At 35.8% G+C, this 19,645-nt stretch carries 11 protein-coding genes; 2 read left to right on the top strand and 9 right to left on the bottom strand.

Going from position 1 to position 19,645, the window contains the following annotated elements; translation table 11 throughout:
- Positions 1-361: 361 nt before the first annotated feature.
- From LEP1GSC049_RS210415 to LEP1GSC049_RS210445, 7 genes are all read right to left on the bottom strand, one after another.
- Complete coding sequence (locus LEP1GSC049_RS210415) at positions 362-1,456, bottom strand: MltA domain-containing protein (protein WP_016561089.1); 1,095 nt, start codon at positions 1,454-1,456, stop codon at positions 362-364.
- A 102-nt stretch (positions 1,457-1,558) separates the two neighbouring features.
- Positions 1,559-3,163 carry a 7TM diverse intracellular signaling domain-containing protein gene (locus LEP1GSC049_RS210420; RefSeq protein WP_016561014.1) on the bottom strand — a complete coding sequence of 535 codons (1,605 nt, stop codon included), beginning with the start codon at positions 3,161-3,163 and terminating at the stop codon, positions 1,559-1,561.
- A 614-nt stretch (positions 3,164-3,777) separates the two neighbouring features.
- Positions 3,778-4,260, bottom strand: a complete 483-nt coding sequence (locus LEP1GSC049_RS210425) for a DUF4442 domain-containing protein (RefSeq protein WP_004757154.1) — start codon at positions 4,258-4,260, stop codon at positions 3,778-3,780.
- Between the two features lie 236 nt (positions 4,261-4,496).
- Positions 4,497-5,966 carry a potassium/proton antiporter gene (locus LEP1GSC049_RS210430; protein ID WP_004755669.1) on the bottom strand — a complete coding sequence of 490 codons (1,470 nt, stop codon included), beginning with the start codon at positions 5,964-5,966 and terminating at the stop codon, positions 4,497-4,499.
- Between the two features lie 59 nt (positions 5,967-6,025).
- Positions 6,026-6,238 (bottom strand): cysteine-rich CWC family protein, encoded by a 213-nt coding sequence (locus LEP1GSC049_RS210435; RefSeq protein ID WP_004755552.1) that lies wholly within the window; start codon positions 6,236-6,238, stop codon positions 6,026-6,028.
- A 21-nt stretch (positions 6,239-6,259) separates the two neighbouring features.
- Positions 6,260-6,700 carry a GNAT family N-acetyltransferase gene (locus LEP1GSC049_RS210440; RefSeq protein WP_004764403.1) on the bottom strand — a complete coding sequence of 147 codons (441 nt, stop codon included), beginning with the start codon at positions 6,698-6,700 and terminating at the stop codon, positions 6,260-6,262.
- Between the two features lie 277 nt (positions 6,701-6,977).
- Positions 6,978-8,264, bottom strand: coding sequence for an esterase/lipase family protein (locus LEP1GSC049_RS210445; protein WP_004757270.1), 1,287 nt, complete (start codon positions 8,262-8,264; stop codon positions 6,978-6,980).
- A 95-nt stretch (positions 8,265-8,359) separates the two neighbouring features.
- On the opposite strand from LEP1GSC049_RS210445, the gene LEP1GSC049_RS210450 reads away from it, so the two are divergent.
- On the top strand, positions 8,360-10,054 hold the full coding sequence (locus LEP1GSC049_RS210450) for a B12-binding domain-containing radical SAM protein (protein WP_016748374.1): 1,695 nt from the start codon (positions 8,360-8,362) through the stop codon (positions 10,052-10,054).
- 716 nt (positions 10,055-10,770) lie between these two features.
- On the opposite strand, the gene LEP1GSC049_RS210455 is transcribed toward LEP1GSC049_RS210450, so the two are convergent.
- Positions 10,771-13,233, bottom strand: a complete 2,463-nt coding sequence (locus tag LEP1GSC049_RS210455) for a hybrid sensor histidine kinase/response regulator (protein ID WP_004755688.1) — start codon at positions 13,231-13,233, stop codon at positions 10,771-10,773.
- A 1,015-nt stretch (positions 13,234-14,248) separates the two neighbouring features.
- Positions 14,249-15,328 (bottom strand): ribosome small subunit-dependent GTPase A, encoded by a 1,080-nt coding sequence (gene rsgA, locus LEP1GSC049_RS210465; RefSeq protein ID WP_016561058.1) that lies wholly within the window; start codon positions 15,326-15,328, stop codon positions 14,249-14,251.
- Positions 15,329-16,209: 881 nt separating this feature from the next.
- On the opposite strand from rsgA, the gene LEP1GSC049_RS210470 reads away from it, so the two are divergent.
- The gene (locus tag LEP1GSC049_RS210470) at positions 16,210-19,617 is read left to right on the top strand and encodes an alpha/beta fold hydrolase (protein ID WP_004762852.1); all 3,408 of its coding nucleotides are present in this window, start codon (positions 16,210-16,212) and stop codon (positions 19,615-19,617) included.
- Positions 19,618-19,645: the final 28 nt, after the last annotated feature.

The raw sequence follows: 19,645 nt of genomic DNA, 5'->3' as shown, positions 1-19,645 counted from the left end.
CGTGAGCAGGGCGTAACGCGAAAGGGATCGATGAATGAACTAAAGCAAAACGCTCTCCTCAAACTCAGTGTCTCACTCCCCATGGGTCGTTCGACAGGTCGCGTTTGAACTCAGCAAAACGCTTTTTATTAAAGCGTTTTAGGGTCAATAAATTGAATCTAAAGACGATTGTTGTATTATGTTTCCTGTATGCAATTTATTGACCAGAGCTGAGAGGCTGCCTATGGCAGCCGGATTCGCCCCGGTTTTTTTATGTCGAACTCACGTTAAAATAGCTTCTTTCCGCTTATCTTACGTCTAACCCACGTTAATCGATTGAAAAAGTCTTTCGACAATTCTTAACTTAAAAGAGATAAGTCCTTTATTTCTTAGGCAGGATCAAAAAAATTTTTCCTTGAGTGTTGACTCTCCCAGCTTGATATTCAGCCGTTTCACCGGTCCCCAAAAAATAATCCAAACGACCATGTCCCGTAATTTGAGATCCTCGATCATGTACAAATACGATTCTATTTTTTTCAGTTAAAACAGAAGATTCAAAAGAAATCAAAACAGGAATCCCCAAAGGAATCCCAGGATCCATCGCAACGGATCGTTTCGGAATCAATTCAATACCCCCACTTCCTCGAGGCGCAGAAGATTCTCGTTTAAAAAAAATATATCTTGGATTTTTGAGGATCGCCGCTTCGACCTCTTTGGGATATTTAAGAATACAATTTTTTAAATCGGAAGGAATCAAACTACTACAAATTCCCTTTAGAGATTCCGCGGGACTCAGATATTCCTTTCCATTATCCGCCGAATACGTTATGCGAAATGGAGTATGATCTGGAACTTTTACAAGAGCCGAACCTTCCAATTGTGCGAGATGTAAATCCACGATTTTGACGTATACGATCGCTTTTGATCGATTCTTCCAAACCGAAGAATGAGACAATTCCGTTCTAGTTTCATACGGAACAAAAACTTCATTTACAATTTTACCAACCGATTTTTCATTTCCTTCCTTTTTTACGATTAAATCGGAAGGAATTTCCAAAACTGGATAAATAAAATCTCCTTCTGGATAAAACCTTCCCTCTATTATAACTTCATAATATGCAGTAATTCTTCCAAGAGTTTCGTCTTTTGTTTCTAAAAGTAAAAACGAATTTTGAAATTGGATTTTTCTAGACTCTGGGTTTCTTTCTCGAAGAATTTTTTTTAAAACTTTCAAGGATTTTAACATTTGATTTTTATGATACGAAATTTGTCGAACTTGAGTTTTCCAATTGGAAGGAAGTTTTTGGTAATACAATTCCGATTCTTTTAAAGCCCGCTCTAAGGAATCAAAATCTTCCAATTGTAAAATTGAATCGGATTTTTGACTAGAAATAAATCCGGACTTTTCCAACTCTTTTGAGTACAACGAATATACGTTAAGTACAACAAAACAGATAAAAATAAATAACAAACGCATTTTACAGATTACCCGACGTTTAATTTAAAATCTCGCATCGGCAAAACTATCTTTTTAAAACTATAACATTCAATGGGAAAATAAAATTCAGTAGTAATTTTTTTAAATAGAATCCGGAAACAGCATCAATTTGTATTCGGCAGAAGTCATTCCGGTTAAGGTTTTAAAAGATTTTTCCATTTCCCTACCAGAAACAAAACCAGATCTATGTGCGATTTCTGAAGATTTTAGATCCTTTCTAGTCTTCAAAAGATGTTTTGCCTCTTCTACTCTGTATCGATTGACGTAAATTTCAAACGACTGAAGGTTAGAAAATTCCTGGACAAACCGATCTAAATCGTTAGGCGCAATCCTGAGAATTTCCGCAAAATCTTTTTTACTTAATTCCGGATTCTTAAAAATTCGCTCTACTCTTAACAGATAATCTAAACTGAATTGAAGTGAAGGAGTTTTATTTTGACCCTGCACTTGAACCGGAAGATTCAATTTTTCCTGCATCTGACGTATATCGTAAGCACGGCTTAAAAATTTCCTTTTTACGAATTTTTCCCGATCTTTTAGACTTACCGTAATTACTATATAAATCGAAGGAAGAGATAATAAATAAGCGTGCACATAGTACTCATTATATTTTAGTAAATCTAAATAGTATAAAATTGTAATCAATCCGCTTCCGATAATAGGAATCATACATAAAATTATTTTTCTAGCAGGAGAAAAAGACTTTATTACGGAAAAGGTAGAAACTAAAACTAAAACCGAAATACAAACAAATGTCCACGAAAGAATTTTTATCACCAAGGCGCGATCCAAAACAAAAGAGGACAAAATCGCCAAACATACGACTACGATCACAGTTCCGAATAACAGAAAACGAAAAATTTTATGAAGAGGCGAAGGTGAAAGGAATTGAACCATAAAACAAACGGAACAAGCAAGAGCCAAAAAAGCGAATAACGTAGATGTGATATTTTGAAATTCAGGTACGTTAGGCCATAGATACTTATATCCGTTTGCAAAACAAACCCAACCTTCCAGTGTTATAAACACAAGAAATCCCATGATGCTTAAATAGACCGGATCAAGAGTTTGACGATAAATAAAACCAATCAACAATATAATAAATAAACTTAATACGAGCAAAAAAAGAATCAAAAGATTTCTATAATAATTTCCTTTTTGATATTCCAAACCAGATTCTAAAAAAATTGGAAAGTTGATAATAGAAGACGTTTTGATCCAAAGATAATATTGATTCTTTTCTTTTTGTATATCTAAAGGTTCCAAATAAAAAACAGGATAATAATCGTCTACGGATCTTTCCGAATATCTAAAACGATCGCCGGTAATTTGAACGGAAGATTTTGCAAAAAGCGCCGCTCCGTCTAACGTTACTTGTGGAATCCTCAAAAAACATCTGGATCTTGGATACTGTTTAATGTTAAACCGAATCCAGACCGACTCTTTGATAAAACCCAATTTTAAAAACGAACTCTCTTTCGGTAAAAAAACGAGACTCCTTTTGGGTTCTTTAGGTACTTCGTTTGATGGATCAAGATCGAGAGCAAATTCGATTTGATCAAACTCGCAGATTTCGGATTCAGGAGAAGAATGAATTCCTTTCGGTAATATAAAAGATAAGAATAAGACCAAAAATAAAAAACGATTGGTAAAAGTTCGTTGGAATTTTATGAAGAGAAAAAACATCTCAATCCATTTTGTTGGGTTTTATCAGAGAAAGTCTAACGCAATACAAATGATCGTGCCTGCCTTAAAACTTGTTCATTTTACAAAAGTTTTGTTCCGACAAAAATTCTAAGTGAAAATAATATCAAGAGTTATCTTTAGAGTCAAGATCTCAAAACTAATTTGACCAAAATAATTCTAGTTTGATTACTTTATGAATATTTTTTTTGAACGTTAAAATCTATTTTCCGAGTAACTTTTAGGGTTTACGATTAAAATTTTTACTACTATTAATTTCAAAACTTCGTAATAGTCTCAAAATCAATAGTTAAAACTTTATAATATATCTAAGTTAACAATTTTCAAAAAGTTTTTTTATCAGAACTGAAGCGTTTGCATTTTTATAGAAAAAAAATAGAACTTATGTAATAAATTACTTATATCTTTTCACTCAGAACTACATAACAAATACCCCATCCTTTTCACTTCAAACAAGTTCTTGGGATAAAACACATAACACTTAATTTTATAAAGACCAAAAACTCTCACACACATAAATTTCAAATAAACTTATCGGTTCGAAGTAGGTTTTATAAACTCGACCTACACTGCTTAGAATATATATTATATTTCTATTATTTTATAATGTTTTTTTCTTTTTTAATCCTTTCTTTCCTTCTCACATAAACTACTTTATCAAGTTCTGCAACAACCTTTCCGGTTTTAGAATCATAAATTTTAGTCTGAAAAAATACGTCTAATTTTCTTTTTTCATCCGCCTCTTTTCGAATCCTTTCTATCTCCTTTTTAGGAATTTCAAAATCCGCGACTACTTGTCCTAATCCTGGAGCAATAAATCGAATCGTTGCGGCCTTATCCCAAACGATATATCCCTCTCCTAAATTTTCCATAAGGATCAACATGTAAAAAGGATCACACATAGAATAAAGCGAACCTCCAAAATGAGTTCCGACTAGATTTCGATTCCACCAATGAAGTTTCATCGATAATTGAAAGTGTGTAAAATCCTTACCTATTTTTTTATACCGAATTCCCGCCCCAAAGTAAGGAGGATAAAAGTTTAAAAAATAAAATCGAAGTTTCTGCCCTAAGTTCATACAGTTTGATACCAAACATTTTAGTGATTTATCCTTTTGTCATAGATGATTCCAATTTTGAAATCACAAAATAATCCAGAAATTTGTTTTCACTCAGCGCTACAGAATAGAGTATCTAATCCAATAAGTTTACACTTCCATAATATAAATCAGTGAAAGAAAACCGAGCGAAACACTGAATTTGAAAGAGCGTTCTGTTGAGTTCCCCTATACTTCAATCGTTTTCGGATTGAATTTTAAGATAGGTTTGAATCCATTTTAGATAGAATTTCTCGAATTTTATCTTCACTCCCTTTTGGTGTCAGAATCAAAAGAACATCACCTTCTTCTAATTTAGTTTTTCCTGTTGGAACAATATGTTTATCTCCTCGATAAATCAAAGTAATCAACGAATTCTCCGGAAAATTCAAAGAATATACAAACTTTCCGACCGTATCCGATCCGTAAGGTACGATAAACTCGAGCAAGTTGGAATCACTCTGTTCCCTATTTTCAAACTCGAACGGATAAGAAGCTCTTTGTTCTAAAGGCGCGTCCAGTCCGAGCCATCGAACCACTTGAGGCACACTGGTTCCTTGAATCAGTAAAGAAACGAGCACCGTAAAAAATACTAAATGAAAAATTTTATCCGATCCCTCCACCCCTTGAGCAAACGGGAACGTAGCAAGTATAATCGGCGCCGCGCCTCTGAGTCCGATCCAGGACACTAATAATTTTTCTTTGAAATTATACCCGGATCTGATTAAGGAAATAAACACTGCAATCGGCCTTGCGAAGAATACTAAAAAACATGAAAATAAAATTCCAGTTCCGAAAAGTGGGGGAATTCTACTTGGATAAACAAGCAAACCTAACGTTAAGAACATTACGATCTGCATCAACCAAGCGATTCCATCTAAAAATCGTAAATTACTCCGTTTATGAACAAAGGATTGATTTCCTAATACAAGCCCAGCAATATAAACAGCCAAAAACGGATTTCCTCCTATCAACTCCGTGGCAGAATATACAAATAATACGGAAGCGGAAATCAATACTGGATACAATCCTTCGTATTCTAACTTAATTCGATTGAGTCCTTTATAGATTAAATATCCAAACAAGGCTCCCGCCACTGATCCAACTGAAAACTGTACAATAATATGAAATACTAATTCTTCCGCTTTCGGTACCCGGGGGCCTAAAAGACTCAATATGCTTACGGTTAAAAGAACGGCTAACGGATCGTTACTTCCGGACTCTAACTCGAGCAACGAAGTCAGTCCTTTTTTCATTCCCGTATTTCTAGTTCTTAATACATTGAAGACGGCCGCCGCATCCGTAGATGATACTACGGCTCCCAACAAAAATCCTATAACCGGTGAAAATCCTAGAACATAAACAGAGAACAGCCCCATTACGGCCCAAGTAATCAACACTCCTAAGTTGCCTAAAATAATTCCCTTCCAGAGAACCGGTCTGATCTTTTGCCATTCTGTTTCTAATCCTCCTGAAAAGAGGATATACGCCAATGCTATGGAACCTACTTGTCTTGCAAGAATCGGATTATCAAAATCGATTCCTCCCGGACCGTCCGAACCTGCTGCCATTCCCATCATTAAAAACAACAACAGAGAAGGTACTCCAAACTTGGATGAAATTCTTAAAAGTCCGATGCTGAGTATGATTAATACGGATAAGATAAGTGTATTGAATTCAAATTCCATTGAATACCATTATTTAAAATTCCATTTTTAGATCTTACACAAAAAAGATAAGTTGATTCTCATTCCTTTTTTTTAGACCTTTCCAATTCTTTCAAACAAAGAATACAAATACAGTCATCGTAATTTTCTTTGATTTGATTTCGAACCTCAGACGACAAATTTACAGAAAAACATTCACAGGAATAAAAAGCTGCGCCACAGCCGAAGGTCTGTCCACAACGTTGACAGACCTTTAGAGTAGTCCTAGAGTTTAAATATCCTTCCTCAGACATACATTATAAAATTTAAATATACTATACAACCCAAGTATAATAAAGAAATTCTTCGTCTTTTACAAAACCGATCGATTCGTATAATTTTTGGGCGGTATGATTATCAAAAGCTGTCGACAATTGAATATACTTCGCTCCCGTATCTCTCGCAAGTTTAGCCGTTTCCTCAATCAAGGCCCTACCTCCTCCTTTTTTACGATGTTTCGGTCCAACAAAAAGATCATTTAAAATCCAAGCCCGTTTCATAGATAAGGAGGTAAATATCGGATAGAGCTGAGTAAAACCACAACAAGTATTTCCATCCATTAAAAGATAAATTTTAGATTCTTGTTTAAGAATTCTTTCTTCGATAAATTTTTCCGCACCCTTTAAATCCGATTTTTGTTTATAAAATTGACGATACTCGTCAAAGAGTTTGGCAATTTCCGGTAAATCCAGAATAGAAGCTTCTTTAATATTCATTTTAAATTTTTCCAAAGAAAGACGTTTACAGTTTAAATTTAAAAATCGGTTCTGAAACTCAGAAAAATTAGCAGACATCATCGGGCAAGTTTTTAAAAAAACAATTTTAAGAATTTAATGTATTATTATAGTATTCGCCACACTTCGGTTTTCTTACGCCTGAATTTGCATTATTAAAATGTAAACTATTTCGGATTGGGTATTTTATTATGCAGTTCCGAATCATATCGTTTCAGTTCGGCATGAATACAAATAACTTACGAAAAAATCTTTATAGTCATGAATTCATTCGGTCGTTTAATACTTCTCGTAAAATCCTACTAGTCTGCGGATGTGCCATGACCTGATAATGAGAAGTTCCAAACAAACAATGAACCCGCGATTCTGGGTTCGATTTTTTTCGATACACTTTATCGCTTAACAAAGTAAGACTCGGTTTTTCCACGATCCCGTCTCCAATCCAAGAAGACCATTTGGATTCTGTCTCTGTCACCAAACTATAAATTTGAGTCGCGTTTATGTCATCAAGTTCTCCAAAGTACAAATCGTTTAAGTATCTTTTCATCTGATCGTTCTGAATCCAATCCTCTTCTCGTATGATTCCATGAGAAAGATCTTTGATTGCGTCGCTTCTCTGATTTCCGATAAAACCTAAAATATGAACCGGAAGAATCGGCAACGACTCCGCTCCAAGTCCCAACCAAAAACCAATCTTTTCGATATACGATCCTCCATCGGGAGAATTGATCACAAGCGCATGACGAATCCTTTTTGAGAACTGGGAACCATTTCGTTTGGACTGATACAAAGCACTTCTGAAAATCAAACCTCCCTGACTGTAAGATATGACGTCTAACGTTTTATCTTTCAGTTCCGGAGAATTTAGAAGATTTTCTACAAGATCCAACATTTTTTTTGCGTTCGTAGAAAGATGAATTCCGGGATTAAACCGAAGATAAACGGGATAATAACCGCATTCTTTTATCGTTTCCGAAAGTGGAATTTCTCCGTTTGTATTCCAAAGTCCTTCGTCACAAAAAAGACCTGGAATACATAAAATCAGACGAGGTAATTTCGAACTTTTCCAGTCCATTAGAATTTCTTGATATTCTGTATCTTTACCTTCTAGTCTAAAAGAAGCCTGAATCTGGGAAGTAGTCACAATTCCTGCAAAAGATTGACCTACGATACTGGAAACCGGAATATTCTCAAAAAGGGTTCTTTTAACGACTTCATCTGCATTTTCAAGTGCGTCTAACGCTATCTGCATCGCATTTGCAGTGGAAACCAGAGCATCCGTCAATCCCTGTTCCGTTTTTTCACCTGCGTTTTTCAGGACCTCTCCGGATTTGAAAAAAAACTCGGCCAAACTGGTATTCTGAACCAAAGGTGTACCCGAAAGTTCGGATAACCGTTTGGAAGACCAATCCAAGGATTCACTCAAAATGAAGCGGACCGTTTCTAAGGTTCCCACCGAAGTATCTTTTGCAAATCGAACCAACAATTTACTTAGATCCATACTCGGTTGTGTAGGTTTATAAGGTATTCTATCTTTTCTTTCCATCGCGCGCGAAGTATAACTTGAAATTTACTTTAGGTCAAGTCTTAGAATAAAATGAAGTGACTTGATCTTGTAATTCCTTCTGTTCCTATGACGACATGCGGCTACTGCTTATTCAGCCTCCGGTGGAAGATTTTTATGATACCGATATTCGATTACAACCGATCGGGCTTTGTTATCTCAAAGGAGCTATACAAAAATTTTTACCCAACGTAGAAGTTATAATCAGAGATTTTCATAGAGGATTAGGAGACAAACTCGCCGGAAGGAGAACGATTCCTATTCCAAACGAACTCAAATATCTAAAAGAATACTATCCGGTTCCGGATAAAAGTCCGTTCTCAACGTTTTTTGAATATTTCCATTTCGGCGCTTCTTATGAAGATATATCAAAAGAAGTAAAATCCTTGAACCCGGATCTCGTGGGAATTTCCTCTTTGTTTTCTCCTTATTATAGAGAAGCTTTAAAAACTGCGGAAGAGATAAAAAAAGTTTTAAATGTTCCCGTTTTGATGGGAGGTTCCCATGTTTCCGCCTGTCCCGAATTGATGCTTTCAAATCCGAACGTAGATTTCATCATTCGAGGAGAAGGAGAAAGAGCAATCTGCGACTTTTTAAATGAATTTCAAAACGAACAACGTTATGCCCTCGTTAGATCTCTCGGATGGAAAAAGAACGGAAAAATGTATCTAAATCCGATTGGAGATAATTTCGCAATTCAAGATCTACCTCCTCCCGATCTTTCTTCCTTATCGAAAGTGCATTATCTTTTCGAAGGAAAACCGATGCGTTTTATCATTACCTCCAGAAGTTGTCCGCATCGTTGTAGTTTTTGTTCGGTTCACACGACTTTCGGAACCAAATATAGAAGGAACACCATAGAACGTGTGTTAAACGAAATTAAAAAATCCTACGAATCAGGTTACCGAGTATTCGATTTCGAAGATGACAACTTAACTTTCTTTCGTCCGGAAATGAAACAACTCTGTGAAAAATTGATTGATACCTTTCCGAAAAAAGACGTTCGGTTTGTGGCTATGAACGGAATCTCTTATATCAGTTTAGATCCAGAACTTCTCCGTTTAATGAAAGAAGCGGGATTTACAAATTTGAACTTAGCGTTAGTCAGTTCGGATAAGCTCGTTCGAGAAACCACCAAAAGACCTCATACGATTGAAAAATATCTTCAGATCGTTCAAGAAGGATTTGAACTCGGATTTCAAATTACCTCTTATCAAATTCTCGGACTTCCGATGGAAACTTTGGAATCCATGATTCAAACACTTCGGTTTAACGCGGGACAACCAGTTTTAATGGGGGCATCTCTTTTTTACCTGACTCCAAATTCTCCAATTGCATCCAACTTTCCGGAAAGAAACGAATCGGACATTTTTCTTGCAAGACTAACTTCTATGGCAATTTCCTCCGAACATTTTGATAGGGAAGATATTTATTCTCTTTTTATAATTACTAGAATGTTGAATTTTTTAAAAAGCGCCCGAATCCCAAAAGACAATTCGGCTTCTCTAAATGAAACCTTTAGAATATTAGAAAATTATGATCCTAGATCTTCTCTAGGAGTAATACTTTTTGAGAAACTACTGGAAGAGAAAAAACTATATGCTTCTTCGCCTCAAGGTTGGATTTTTTTAGATAAATTCCGATACAACGTTTTTGAAATGGTTTTTTCAGGATTAGATAAGATCACAACTCTTTCCGGCGGAAATATCGATCTGAAAGATCTATATTCTTTTATGTCTTTTAAAGAACCGAATTTAGAATTGAAAGTTTAAAAACTATTTTTGTGTATATAAAAATAAAATGTTCTCAAAAGCAAAACGGTTTTCGAATATACGTTTACAATCTAAAATAGTTTAAAAGAAACTACAAAAATAAGAATTGTTGAAAAATAAATTCTCCATCCTTTGTATAGAAATGTATAATTGAAACAGTTTTCTAGTCTTCACCATGAATTTTTTAACAACTCTTATTTATAATATTTAAATATAACATGAATCTTTTCCAACTGATATAAAATTGAATTCCTAAATATTGCCGTTTAACGTGAGCAGGGCATAACGCGAAAGGGATCGATGAATGAACTAAAGCAAAACGCTCTCCTGAAACTCAATGCATCACTCCCTAAGGGTCGCTCTGCAGGGTCGCGTTTTAGGGGCAATAAATTGAATCTAAATACGATTGTTGTATTATGTTTCCTGTATGCAATTTATTGACCAGAGCTGAGAGCCCGGTCCGGCTGCCTGTGGCAAGCCGGATTCGCCCCAATTTTCTTACGTCGAACTCACGTTAGATAGATAAAATCCGATGCAAAAGCGCTTAAAACATAGAGAAACCAGCAGAACGCTCTCTACGGATCGCGTTCTATATTGTACTTAAGACAAAATATCGTATTACGTTTCTTTCATGCAATTTATTGACTGGAGCTGAAAGTGAGGTCCGAATTCGGCAAACTTTTTTACGCAAAATTCATGCTAAATAAAATTGCTACTTACAATTTCCAATGAGAAACGTCTACTCGATTAGACCATAGGTCAAGAGTACTTTTAAGAATTGGCAAATCCAAAGGTTTAGTTAGACAATCATTCATTCCCTTAGAAATATATTTCTCTCTACTACTTTCGATCGCATCCGCCGTCAAAGCGATGATAATAGGAAATTTCGAATTTTGATTTTTTGAACGAATCCATTTTGTAGCTTCAATCCCATCCACTTCCGGCATATGAATGTCCATAAGTATTATATCAAAAGTTTCCAACTGCATTCTTTCAATCACTTCCCTACCGTTATGCACTACCGTCGGATCATATCCTAATTTTTTAAGAGCCCTTTCGATTAAAAGACAATTCGTTTCATTATCCTCCGCAACTAGAATTCGAGTGCTCTTAGATACAACATCCTGAAAAGATTTTTCCAGATCCTTCGTCTTTTCCGCTTCAAGAATTTTTTCTATTTCCAAAATAGAAGGAATATCATAATCAATCGTAAACGTAAACTTAGAACCCTCACCTTCTTGACTTTCTAATTTTAAAACTCCGCCTTGAAGTTCTATGAGCTGTTTTGTTATGCTAAGTCCCAAGCCAGAACCTCCGAACTTTCTAGCGGTAGATGTATCGTTTTGAGAAAACGCTTCAAAGACCTGTTTTTGTTTTTCCAAAGGAATTCCGATTCCTGAATCCATAACTGTAAACTCTATGGATACGCCATCTTTAGAAATATTTTTTTGAGCCACCTTAAGAACTACTTCTCCACGATTCGTAAATTTAATTCCATTACCCGCAAGGTTCCATAAAATCTGTCGAAGCCTAAGCGGATCCCCGTAAACGTATTCTTGAATTTCTGATTTACCTTCTAAACGAAAGTCGATCTCTTTTTGTTTTGCAAGAGGAAATAAAAGATCGTGAATTTCGTCCAAAACAGAACGAATCGAAAAAACTTCCCTTTCTAAAATAACTTTTCCTGCTTCAATTTTAGAAAAATCTAAAATATCATTGATAATCTGTAACAATGATTTGGCGGAAACAGAAAGAACTTCGACGTATTCTTTTTGTTCGTCGTTGAGTTTAGTTGTCCCCAAAAGCTGAACCATCCCTAAAACGCCGTTCATTGGAGTCCGTATCTCGTGGCTCATGTTTGCAAGAAAACTACTTTTGACCTTAGAAGCCTTTTCGGCGACCTCTTTGGCTTGAATCAATTCCCATTCGGTTTCTCTTCTTTGTTGGATTTCTTTTTTAAGAAGTACGATGTTCTTATGAATCTCAGATTGTAAACCATCCTTAAGTCTAAATTCCAATTCTTTAATTCTCTGCACGAGCATAACCGAAAAAAGAACGGACTGAGAAATAAACGCCAGTTTTAAAAGATGAAGCGAAAGAGAATCGATCGAAATCGCTCCGAACGCGCTTAAATTTGTCAGAACTCCGGCGATAGGAAATACAAGATGAATGATCAGAAAATTTTTTGCAGACTTAAAACCGTCCCTAATTCTAACGATACAAAAATAAACAATGATTAGATTATTGATCAGTCCCAGATAATAAGAAACCCGATTTAATTGAGTAGGATAAAAAACAGAAAAAGGTATTAAAATAAGATTAACGATTACATATAAGAACATTATAATTTTCACATATTTTTCTTTTTTTTCAGGATATAAAAACTCCATGGAAAAAAGAAAAAGAAACAAAGCGGAGGTATAAAAAAGAATCAGTATAAAGGGGAGATAATATCGCCCATAATTCGGTTTAAAAAGAGGAGAAACCAACCCGTCCCAAGAAGTTAAATAAACCGTAGAAAATAAAATCATAATAAAATAATATAAATACGATCTAGTCCTGAAAAACATGTACAACGAAAAATTATACAAACCCATTGCGATCCCAAACCCTAAAGTCAATCCGAATAGAATCGATCTGGATAGTTTCGTAAAATCGAATTTTTCCTCCGATTCCAATACGATAGGTATTCGCATAGGAGTTCCACTTTTGATTTTACAAACGATTTGAATTTCTTCTCCAGGACGAAGATAAAAATCTAGCGCGGGAAAACTTTTTTCGTAAACACGATTTGTTCCCGCAAGAATTTCATCAATCGAATCCTTAGGACCGTATCGATAGAAAATATCTACTTCTTCCAAATAAGGATTAAAAATTTCGAATTTTCCACGGTAATCTTTTTCGGTATCGTTTTTTAAAGGAGTATAAAACCAGACCGTATTATTTGTAAAACCGAGCGAAAACACTTGCGCAGGAATATTTTGAAAAGGAAGAGAAGAATCCCTCGCAAATATTCTTTCTCGAAAATTTTCGTCCGACTTATCGCTAAAGTAATACACAAACAAATTCAAAGAAGAATCTTTCTGCAGCTGTGAAATTTTTCCCGAAACCGGAGATAAAGATTCGGCCATTAGAGAATAATGAAATAGAAATATGATACATAATAATAAAAATCTCATATTCAAAAAAGTAAAAACCGAAAAACTGGGAAAGGCGATTTTGGATCTATTCTACGAAATCTATTTTAGGAGTAAAAATCTTTTTTTTACCCCTATTGATCCTATCATAAATTTTGAAACAAATCTCTTCTTAAACTTACAATTCCAACATTCTATTCTATAAATTTAAACGATAAAAAAATAGATTCTTAAACTTGAACATTAAAATAGAGTCAACTATTTCATGGAAACGGTTGATTGAAGCAGTTTTGTTAATCGGCCACTTTACTACTTTAATAACTTTACTCAGTCTTTTGCGTTGAAATAGTACTTCGCCATAAATTTTTATCACACTCGATTTTATAGGGGTTACTCATAACTATATAATAAAGTACCTAATATTTTACATAGAATCAGCGTTTTATGATAGAATCAACGGTACTCAATTTTATAGAGATCAGTAGTATTAAATTAACGTGAGTTCGGCGTAAGAAAATGAGAAAGAATTTTCTAAAAATAGTAGTTCCCAGGTTTTAGTAGATAGAAATCAGATTTCAGAGGGGAAACTTTCTCTGTGGTAGTTTCCGCAGGTTAAGTCGCATTACAGATCTTTAAACATTCATTTTTTGTGACTCGAGTCGGGGAGTTCCTCACTTATTTTTTATGGAAAAATCAGGTTTTTATAAAACGAATCTTTTTACGTCCTGCTTCACGTTAAATTAACGCGAAAGGGATCGATGAATGAACTAAAGCACAACGCTTTCCTGAATGCCGATCCTTAGAGAGGCATTCGCTGAGTTTCTCGGGGCGCGTTAACTCAGCAAAACGCTTTTTACGAAAGCGTTTTAGGATCAAGTTATTGATATTTTATGAAAATTGAATCTGATTCTATAGTTTCACAATAACTTGACCAGAGCTAAGAGCCCGGTCCGGCTGCCTGTGGCAAGCCGGATTCGCCCCGGTTTTTTTACGTAGAACTACGTTAATATTTAAAAAATTTTTTAAAAACCCTAAGTGACGTAATTTGTAGTAGTTACTACTTTCTACCCTTATCCTTAAGTCTCTTCTGTAAAGCTTTGGACATTTGTTTATCTTTTTGTTTTTTCTTTCTGGCTTCTTCCGGATCGTTCAAGGCTTGGTAAGCCATTAATTCTTTCGAAAGTTTTAAATAAGAAAAGTATCTATCTTCACTGATTCTTCCAGCTTTTACAGCCGCGACAACTCCACAATTGGGTTCTTCGTTGTGAGAACAATCGTTAAAACGACATTCTTCCGCGGCCATTGCAATTTCCGGAAAAATTTCTTCAAGTTCTTCTTCATTTCCTTCCGAAAACAAACCTACTTCTCTGATTCCTGGATTGTCCATAAGAACCCCTCCCGATGGTAAAAGAAACAATTCTCTGCGAGTTGTAGTATGCCTTCCTGTTCCGTCGGAAACTTTTACATCGTTGGTTTTCTGAATATTTTCACCTAACAAAGAGTTAATGATAGTGGACTTTCCCGCACCAGAAGATCCTAAAAACGCGATCGTTTTTCCAGGGCCGGTCCATTGTAAAATTGTTTGAGTCTGTTTCAGATCCAAAGCCGAAATCATTTCGATCGGTGTTTCTCCAGCGATTGTTTTAATTTCCGTAAACTTATTTTCAGGATCCGTACAAAGATCCTTTTTATTTAAAACGATTGTAACTTGTGCTCCGCTAATCTTCGCCAAGAACAAATAACGTTCTATTCTTCTCGGACTATAGTCGTTGTCCAGACCCATAATCACCAGTAAAAGATCTATGTTTGATGCAATCGCCTGGGAACCTTTTCTTTTTCCTGGATTACTTCTTTTTAAAAAAGTTTTTCGGGGAAGAATTTTTTCTACGATACAAAGTTCGTCTCCTTCGATTTCTCTTACGAGTACCCAATCTCCAGTTACAACCGATTCTCCGGAAGCCGCCAAAACTCCTGAAAAAATACCTTTCCGTTCACCTTGCTCTATTATAATTTTTGAATATTCTCCATAAACAGAAAGTACACGGCCCGGTTTCAAACCTTCGGCAAGTTTCGGTTCTTCTAAATATGTGTTCGGATCCCAACCATAAGAAATTAGGTTTGAAATTGGTTGTGACATATACTTTTCCTTTTTTTAGATTCTGAAAATTTAGATTTTTTAAATAAAATCAAACGAACATATAGATTAGAGTTGTTGAAAAATTAATTCTTGATCTGTTTGTATTGGATTGAAATGGACAATTGAAGCAATTTTACGAATCTTCACTATGGAATTTTTCAATAACTCTATTTTATTCATCAACCTTTCGAACTTAAAATCCTAAGTCAATTCCAAGTACAATATTCAGAAATCTAACCGGGTCATAACTCGGGTCAGTAAATTAAAAAGCCAACTTCAAAACCGTTTAAGGTGGGAACTATTACAAAATTTTTTCACTCGATTCTTCATTTGCAAACCGTATGAGACAAAATTTGTGGGAACTCGCACGTTTTTACAAACAACTACGAGTGATTTTTTAAATGAGGTAGTTCCCACAAATTAAGTCTACTTAGCAGTTATAAGCTTTTATAGCGGCTTTTATCGTCCTTTAAAATTGTATGAGTTCCTACATTTTAAAATTTTACAGTAGATCTTTAGATTGTACGAGTTCCCACATTTTCAAATTCTACGATAGATTTTGATCTTAGAATACACAGAACAATCCTTCACCAAACAAGACAATCTCATCGACCATTTATTTTCAGCTTATCAGTTAGTTTCAAAATAAAAATTCTACATAACCTTTCGGAGGAATTTTAAATAAAGTGTTTCGTAGTGACAAAAAATAATTCAAGTCGTCATTTACAATGAAAGTAGTTGAAAAATCGGCTAACATAACTTATCCGAATGTTTGAAACCACTTATAGAAAATTAAAATATTCAAAGTTACATATCGCTATTTTTCTTGCAATATTTCTCTTTTTTGAAAATGTTCTGCCAATTTAATCCAGGCAAAAACATTGATTCAGAAAATATCCCAACCCATCGAAAAAATTAAAAATCAATACGAAGCGGTAGTCATCGGATCCGGTTATGGCGGTGCAATCGCAGCATCCAGGCTTTCCAGAGCCGGAATTGAGGTCTGTCTTTTAGAAAGAGGCAAAGAAATCAGACCGGGAGAATTTCCAAATAAAGAAATCTCTGCTTTAGAAGAAGTACAAGCAAATTACGAAGACAAACAAATCGGCCCTAAAAATGGTCTGTTTGATTTTCATTTTAACAAGGACATTAACGTTTTAGTAGGTTGTGGTTTGGGAGGCACTTCGCTTATCAACGCTAACGTAAGTCTTAGAGCAGTTCCGGAAGTGTTTCAAGATCCGGCTTGGCCTAAAAACATTCGAGAAGAAGCAAGTAAACACGGATTAGATCCGTATTATTCTCTCGCAGAAGAAATGTTAAGACCAAACCCAATCCCGAATCAATATCGAAATCTCGCCAAACACCAAGCACTGAAAACATCCGCTTCTTTTTTAAAGAAAGAATTTTATCCTACTCCGATTAACGTAACGTTCCAATCCAAAATCAATCACGTTGGAGTTAAACAAGAAGCTTGTACAAATTGCGGAGATTGTGTAACCGGTTGTAACGTATCTTCTAAAAATACAACTCTGATGAATTACCTCCCAGATGCAGCAAACTTCGGCGCTCAGATTTTTACGGAAGTAAAAGTAAGTTATATCGAAAAACAAGAAGATTCTTGGCTGATTCATTTTGTTCCACTTGGACTTGACCGAGAAAAATTCAGTAAAGACGAATTATTTATCCGAGCTAAAACCGTAATTCTTTCCGCAGGCTCTTTAGGTTCTACCGAAATCCTGCTTCGCTCCAAAGAAAAAGGACTCAACGTCTCCGACTCTGTAGGAGTTCGTTTTAGCGGGAATGGAGATATGTTAGGTTTTTCTTATAATGGAAATACTACGATCAACGGAATCGGTTTCGGTTCTAAAAAAACAAACACAGACGTAGGCCCTTGTATTACAGGAGTCATTGATACACGTGAAGGTGTACCTTTAAACGAAGGAATGATCATAGAGGAAGGTTCTATCCCAGGCGCAATTCGAGGTCAACTGCCAGAAATTTTTGCGATTGCGTCTAAACTCACAGGAGTGAAAACCAAAAAAGGTTTTTTTCAATGGATAATTGAGAAAATTAGAATATTCTTAAGTTTTATTCTAGGTTCCTATAAAGGTGCGGTAAAAAACACTCAGACTTATTTAGTAATGGCACACGATGGGAACGACGGAAAGATGTTTCTTCAAAACGATCGTTTGAGAATTTCCTGGCCGAACGTTGGTAAAAAGCCGATCTTTGAAAAAATCAGCACCATACTAAAAGAAGCGACGGTTCCACTCCAAGGAACCTATATTAAAAATCCCGTATGGAATCGTCTAACGGACCAAGATTTAATTTCTGTACATCCTCTCGGTGGTTGTCCAATGGGAGACGACGCTTCCACTTCTGCAGTCAACGAAAATTGCCAGGTTTATTCCGGCAAAAGCGGAAAAGAAACGTATAACGGACTATACATCATGGACGGTTCTGTAATTCCTAGATCTTTAGGTGTTAATCCACTACTTACAATCTGCGCGATCTCGGAAAGAGCCTGCGAAAAACTAATCGTTCAAAAAGGTCTTACAATCAATTACAATCTTCCTTCGTATCCCAAACATACAAACGTTCCGGATGAAAAAACATTAGGCATCGAATTCACGGAATGTATGAAAGGATTTTTTTCCACCCAATCCAAAGAAGACACAGAAAGAGGTTATCAAATCGGTAAGGACGAAGGTTCTTCCATAGAATTTCTACTAACAATCCGAAGCGAAAACTTAAATGATATGATCGGTAACCCGGATCATAAGGCAACGTTATTCGGTACCGTAAAAGCTCCCGTTCTTTCCAAAGACGTAATCACTGTAACGAACGGAGAATTTTTACTTTTTATTTCCAGAGAAGACAAAGTAGAAACGAGAAACATGGTCTATCGTATGATTCTCAACACGGAAGAAGGTAAAAAATATTTTTTTGTAGGAGCTAAATGGATCCAAAACGACGGACTTACAAACGTCTGGAGAGACACAAGCACGCTCTTCACTACGATTTACGAAGGTGAAACCGAAAATTCTCCCGTTTTAGGAAAAGGGATTTTACATATCCTTCCAGAAGACTTTGCAAAACAAATGACTACGATGAAAGTCATTCATGCAAAATCTCTAATAGATACAATCCAAGGATTGGCAAAGTTCGGTTCTTTTTTTGCGGGTGTGTTATATGACGTTTATGGTGGAGTAGCAAGTTCCATCGTTCCTTGGGATAAGGACGCAAGACCTAGAACCAAAAGACCTCTCAGGGTTTCTTCTCCCGAGGTTCATTTTTTCAAAGCAGAAGACGGAGCCGACTTAAGACTTTTAAGATATAAGGGTGGCAACAAAGGACCAGTTCTGTTATCTCCCGGTTTAGGTGTTTCTAGTTTGATTTTTAGCATCGATACGATCGATACAAATCTTTTAGAATATCTGTTTGAAAATGGATACGACGTTTGGCTCTTCGACTATAGAACTTCGATCGCTCTTCCTTCGGCTCCTCTTCCAAACACTGGAGACGCAATCGCTACTAAAGATTATCCGGCAGCCGTCAACAAAGTAAGAGAACTCACCAAAGTAGATAAGATTCAAGTAGTAGCTCATTGTTTTGGCGCAACTACGTTTACGATGGCGTTACTCGCCGGTTTAGAAGGAGTTCGTTCCGTAGTACTTTCTCAAATTTCTGCGGATGTAGAAGTTCCCACCTCGATGGATATTAAAGTAGGATTTCATACCGCGGAGATTTTAGACGCGATTGGAGTTAAGGATATGACCGCGTATACGAGCGATCACGACGATTGGTTAGATCGATTCTTTAACAGCGTCTTAGCATTACAACCTCAATCTCTTTTTTCTCACGACGTAAACCCAGTCAGCAGAAGGATCTCCTTTCTTTACGGTAGTCTCTATAAATTAGAAAATTTGAATGAAGAAACCTATCGTTACGGTTTGGGAGAAATGTTCGGAGTTTCCAACATTAAAGCGTTTGAACATTTATCCAAGATGATCCGCGCTCACAAGGTGGTAAATTCAGAAGGACAAGACGTTTACGTTCCCCATTTGGATCGGCTCAATCTACCGATCACGTTCATTCATGGAGCGCAAAATCGTTGTTATCTTCCGGAAAGTACAGAAACGACCTACAAAAAACTAATCGATCGATTTAACCCGAATCAGTATAGACGTCACGTGATACCTGACTACGGGCACATAGATTGTATATTCGGAAAAGACGCCTACAAAGACGTATATCCGTTTATACTACAGTCTTTAAATCGTTATTAAAGAATTTTGAATTTTATAAATTTATAAT

This window comes from Leptospira kirschneri serovar Cynopteri str. 3522 CT (assembly GCF_000243695.2).
In the GTDB taxonomy this organism is placed as follows: Bacteria; Spirochaetota; Leptospiria; order Leptospirales; family Leptospiraceae; genus Leptospira; species Leptospira kirschneri.
Note: the sequence above shows the minus strand (reverse complement) of the source record. Positions and strands in the feature narration are given on the sequence as shown.

What these genes read in the sequence shown, in the direction of transcription:
- LEP1GSC049_RS210435 (WP_004755552.1), bottom strand. Translation starts at nt 6,238, where the DNA reads ATGTCTGAGGAAGGATATTTAAACTCTAGGACTACTCTAAAGGTCTGT.
- LEP1GSC049_RS210450 (WP_016748374.1), top strand. Translation starts at nt 8,360, where the DNA reads ATGCGGCTACTGCTTATTCAGCCTCCGGTGGAAGATTTTTATGATACC.
- LEP1GSC049_RS210455 (WP_004755688.1), bottom strand. Translation starts at nt 13,233, where the DNA reads ATGAGATTTTTATTATTATGTATCATATTTCTATTTCATTATTCTCTA.
- LEP1GSC049_RS210425 (WP_004757154.1), bottom strand. Translation starts at nt 4,260, where the DNA reads ATGAACTTAGGGCAGAAACTTCGATTTTATTTTTTAAACTTTTATCCT.
- LEP1GSC049_RS210440 (WP_004764403.1), bottom strand. Translation starts at nt 6,700, where the DNA reads ATGAATATTAAAGAAGCTTCTATTCTGGATTTACCGGAAATTGCCAAA.
- LEP1GSC049_RS210415 (WP_016561089.1), bottom strand. Translation starts at nt 1,456, where the DNA reads ATGCGTTTGTTATTTATTTTTATCTGTTTTGTTGTACTTAACGTATAT.
- LEP1GSC049_RS210445 (WP_004757270.1), bottom strand. Translation starts at nt 8,264, where the DNA reads ATGGAAAGAAAAGATAGAATACCTTATAAACCTACACAACCGAGTATG.
- LEP1GSC049_RS210430 (WP_004755669.1), bottom strand. Translation starts at nt 5,966, where the DNA reads ATGGAATTTGAATTCAATACACTTATCTTATCCGTATTAATCATACTC.
- LEP1GSC049_RS210420 (WP_016561014.1), bottom strand. Translation starts at nt 3,163, where the DNA reads ATGTTTTTTCTCTTCATAAAATTCCAACGAACTTTTACCAATCGTTTT.
- rsgA (WP_016561058.1), bottom strand. Translation starts at nt 15,328, where the DNA reads ATGTCACAACCAATTTCAAACCTAATTTCTTATGGTTGGGATCCGAAC.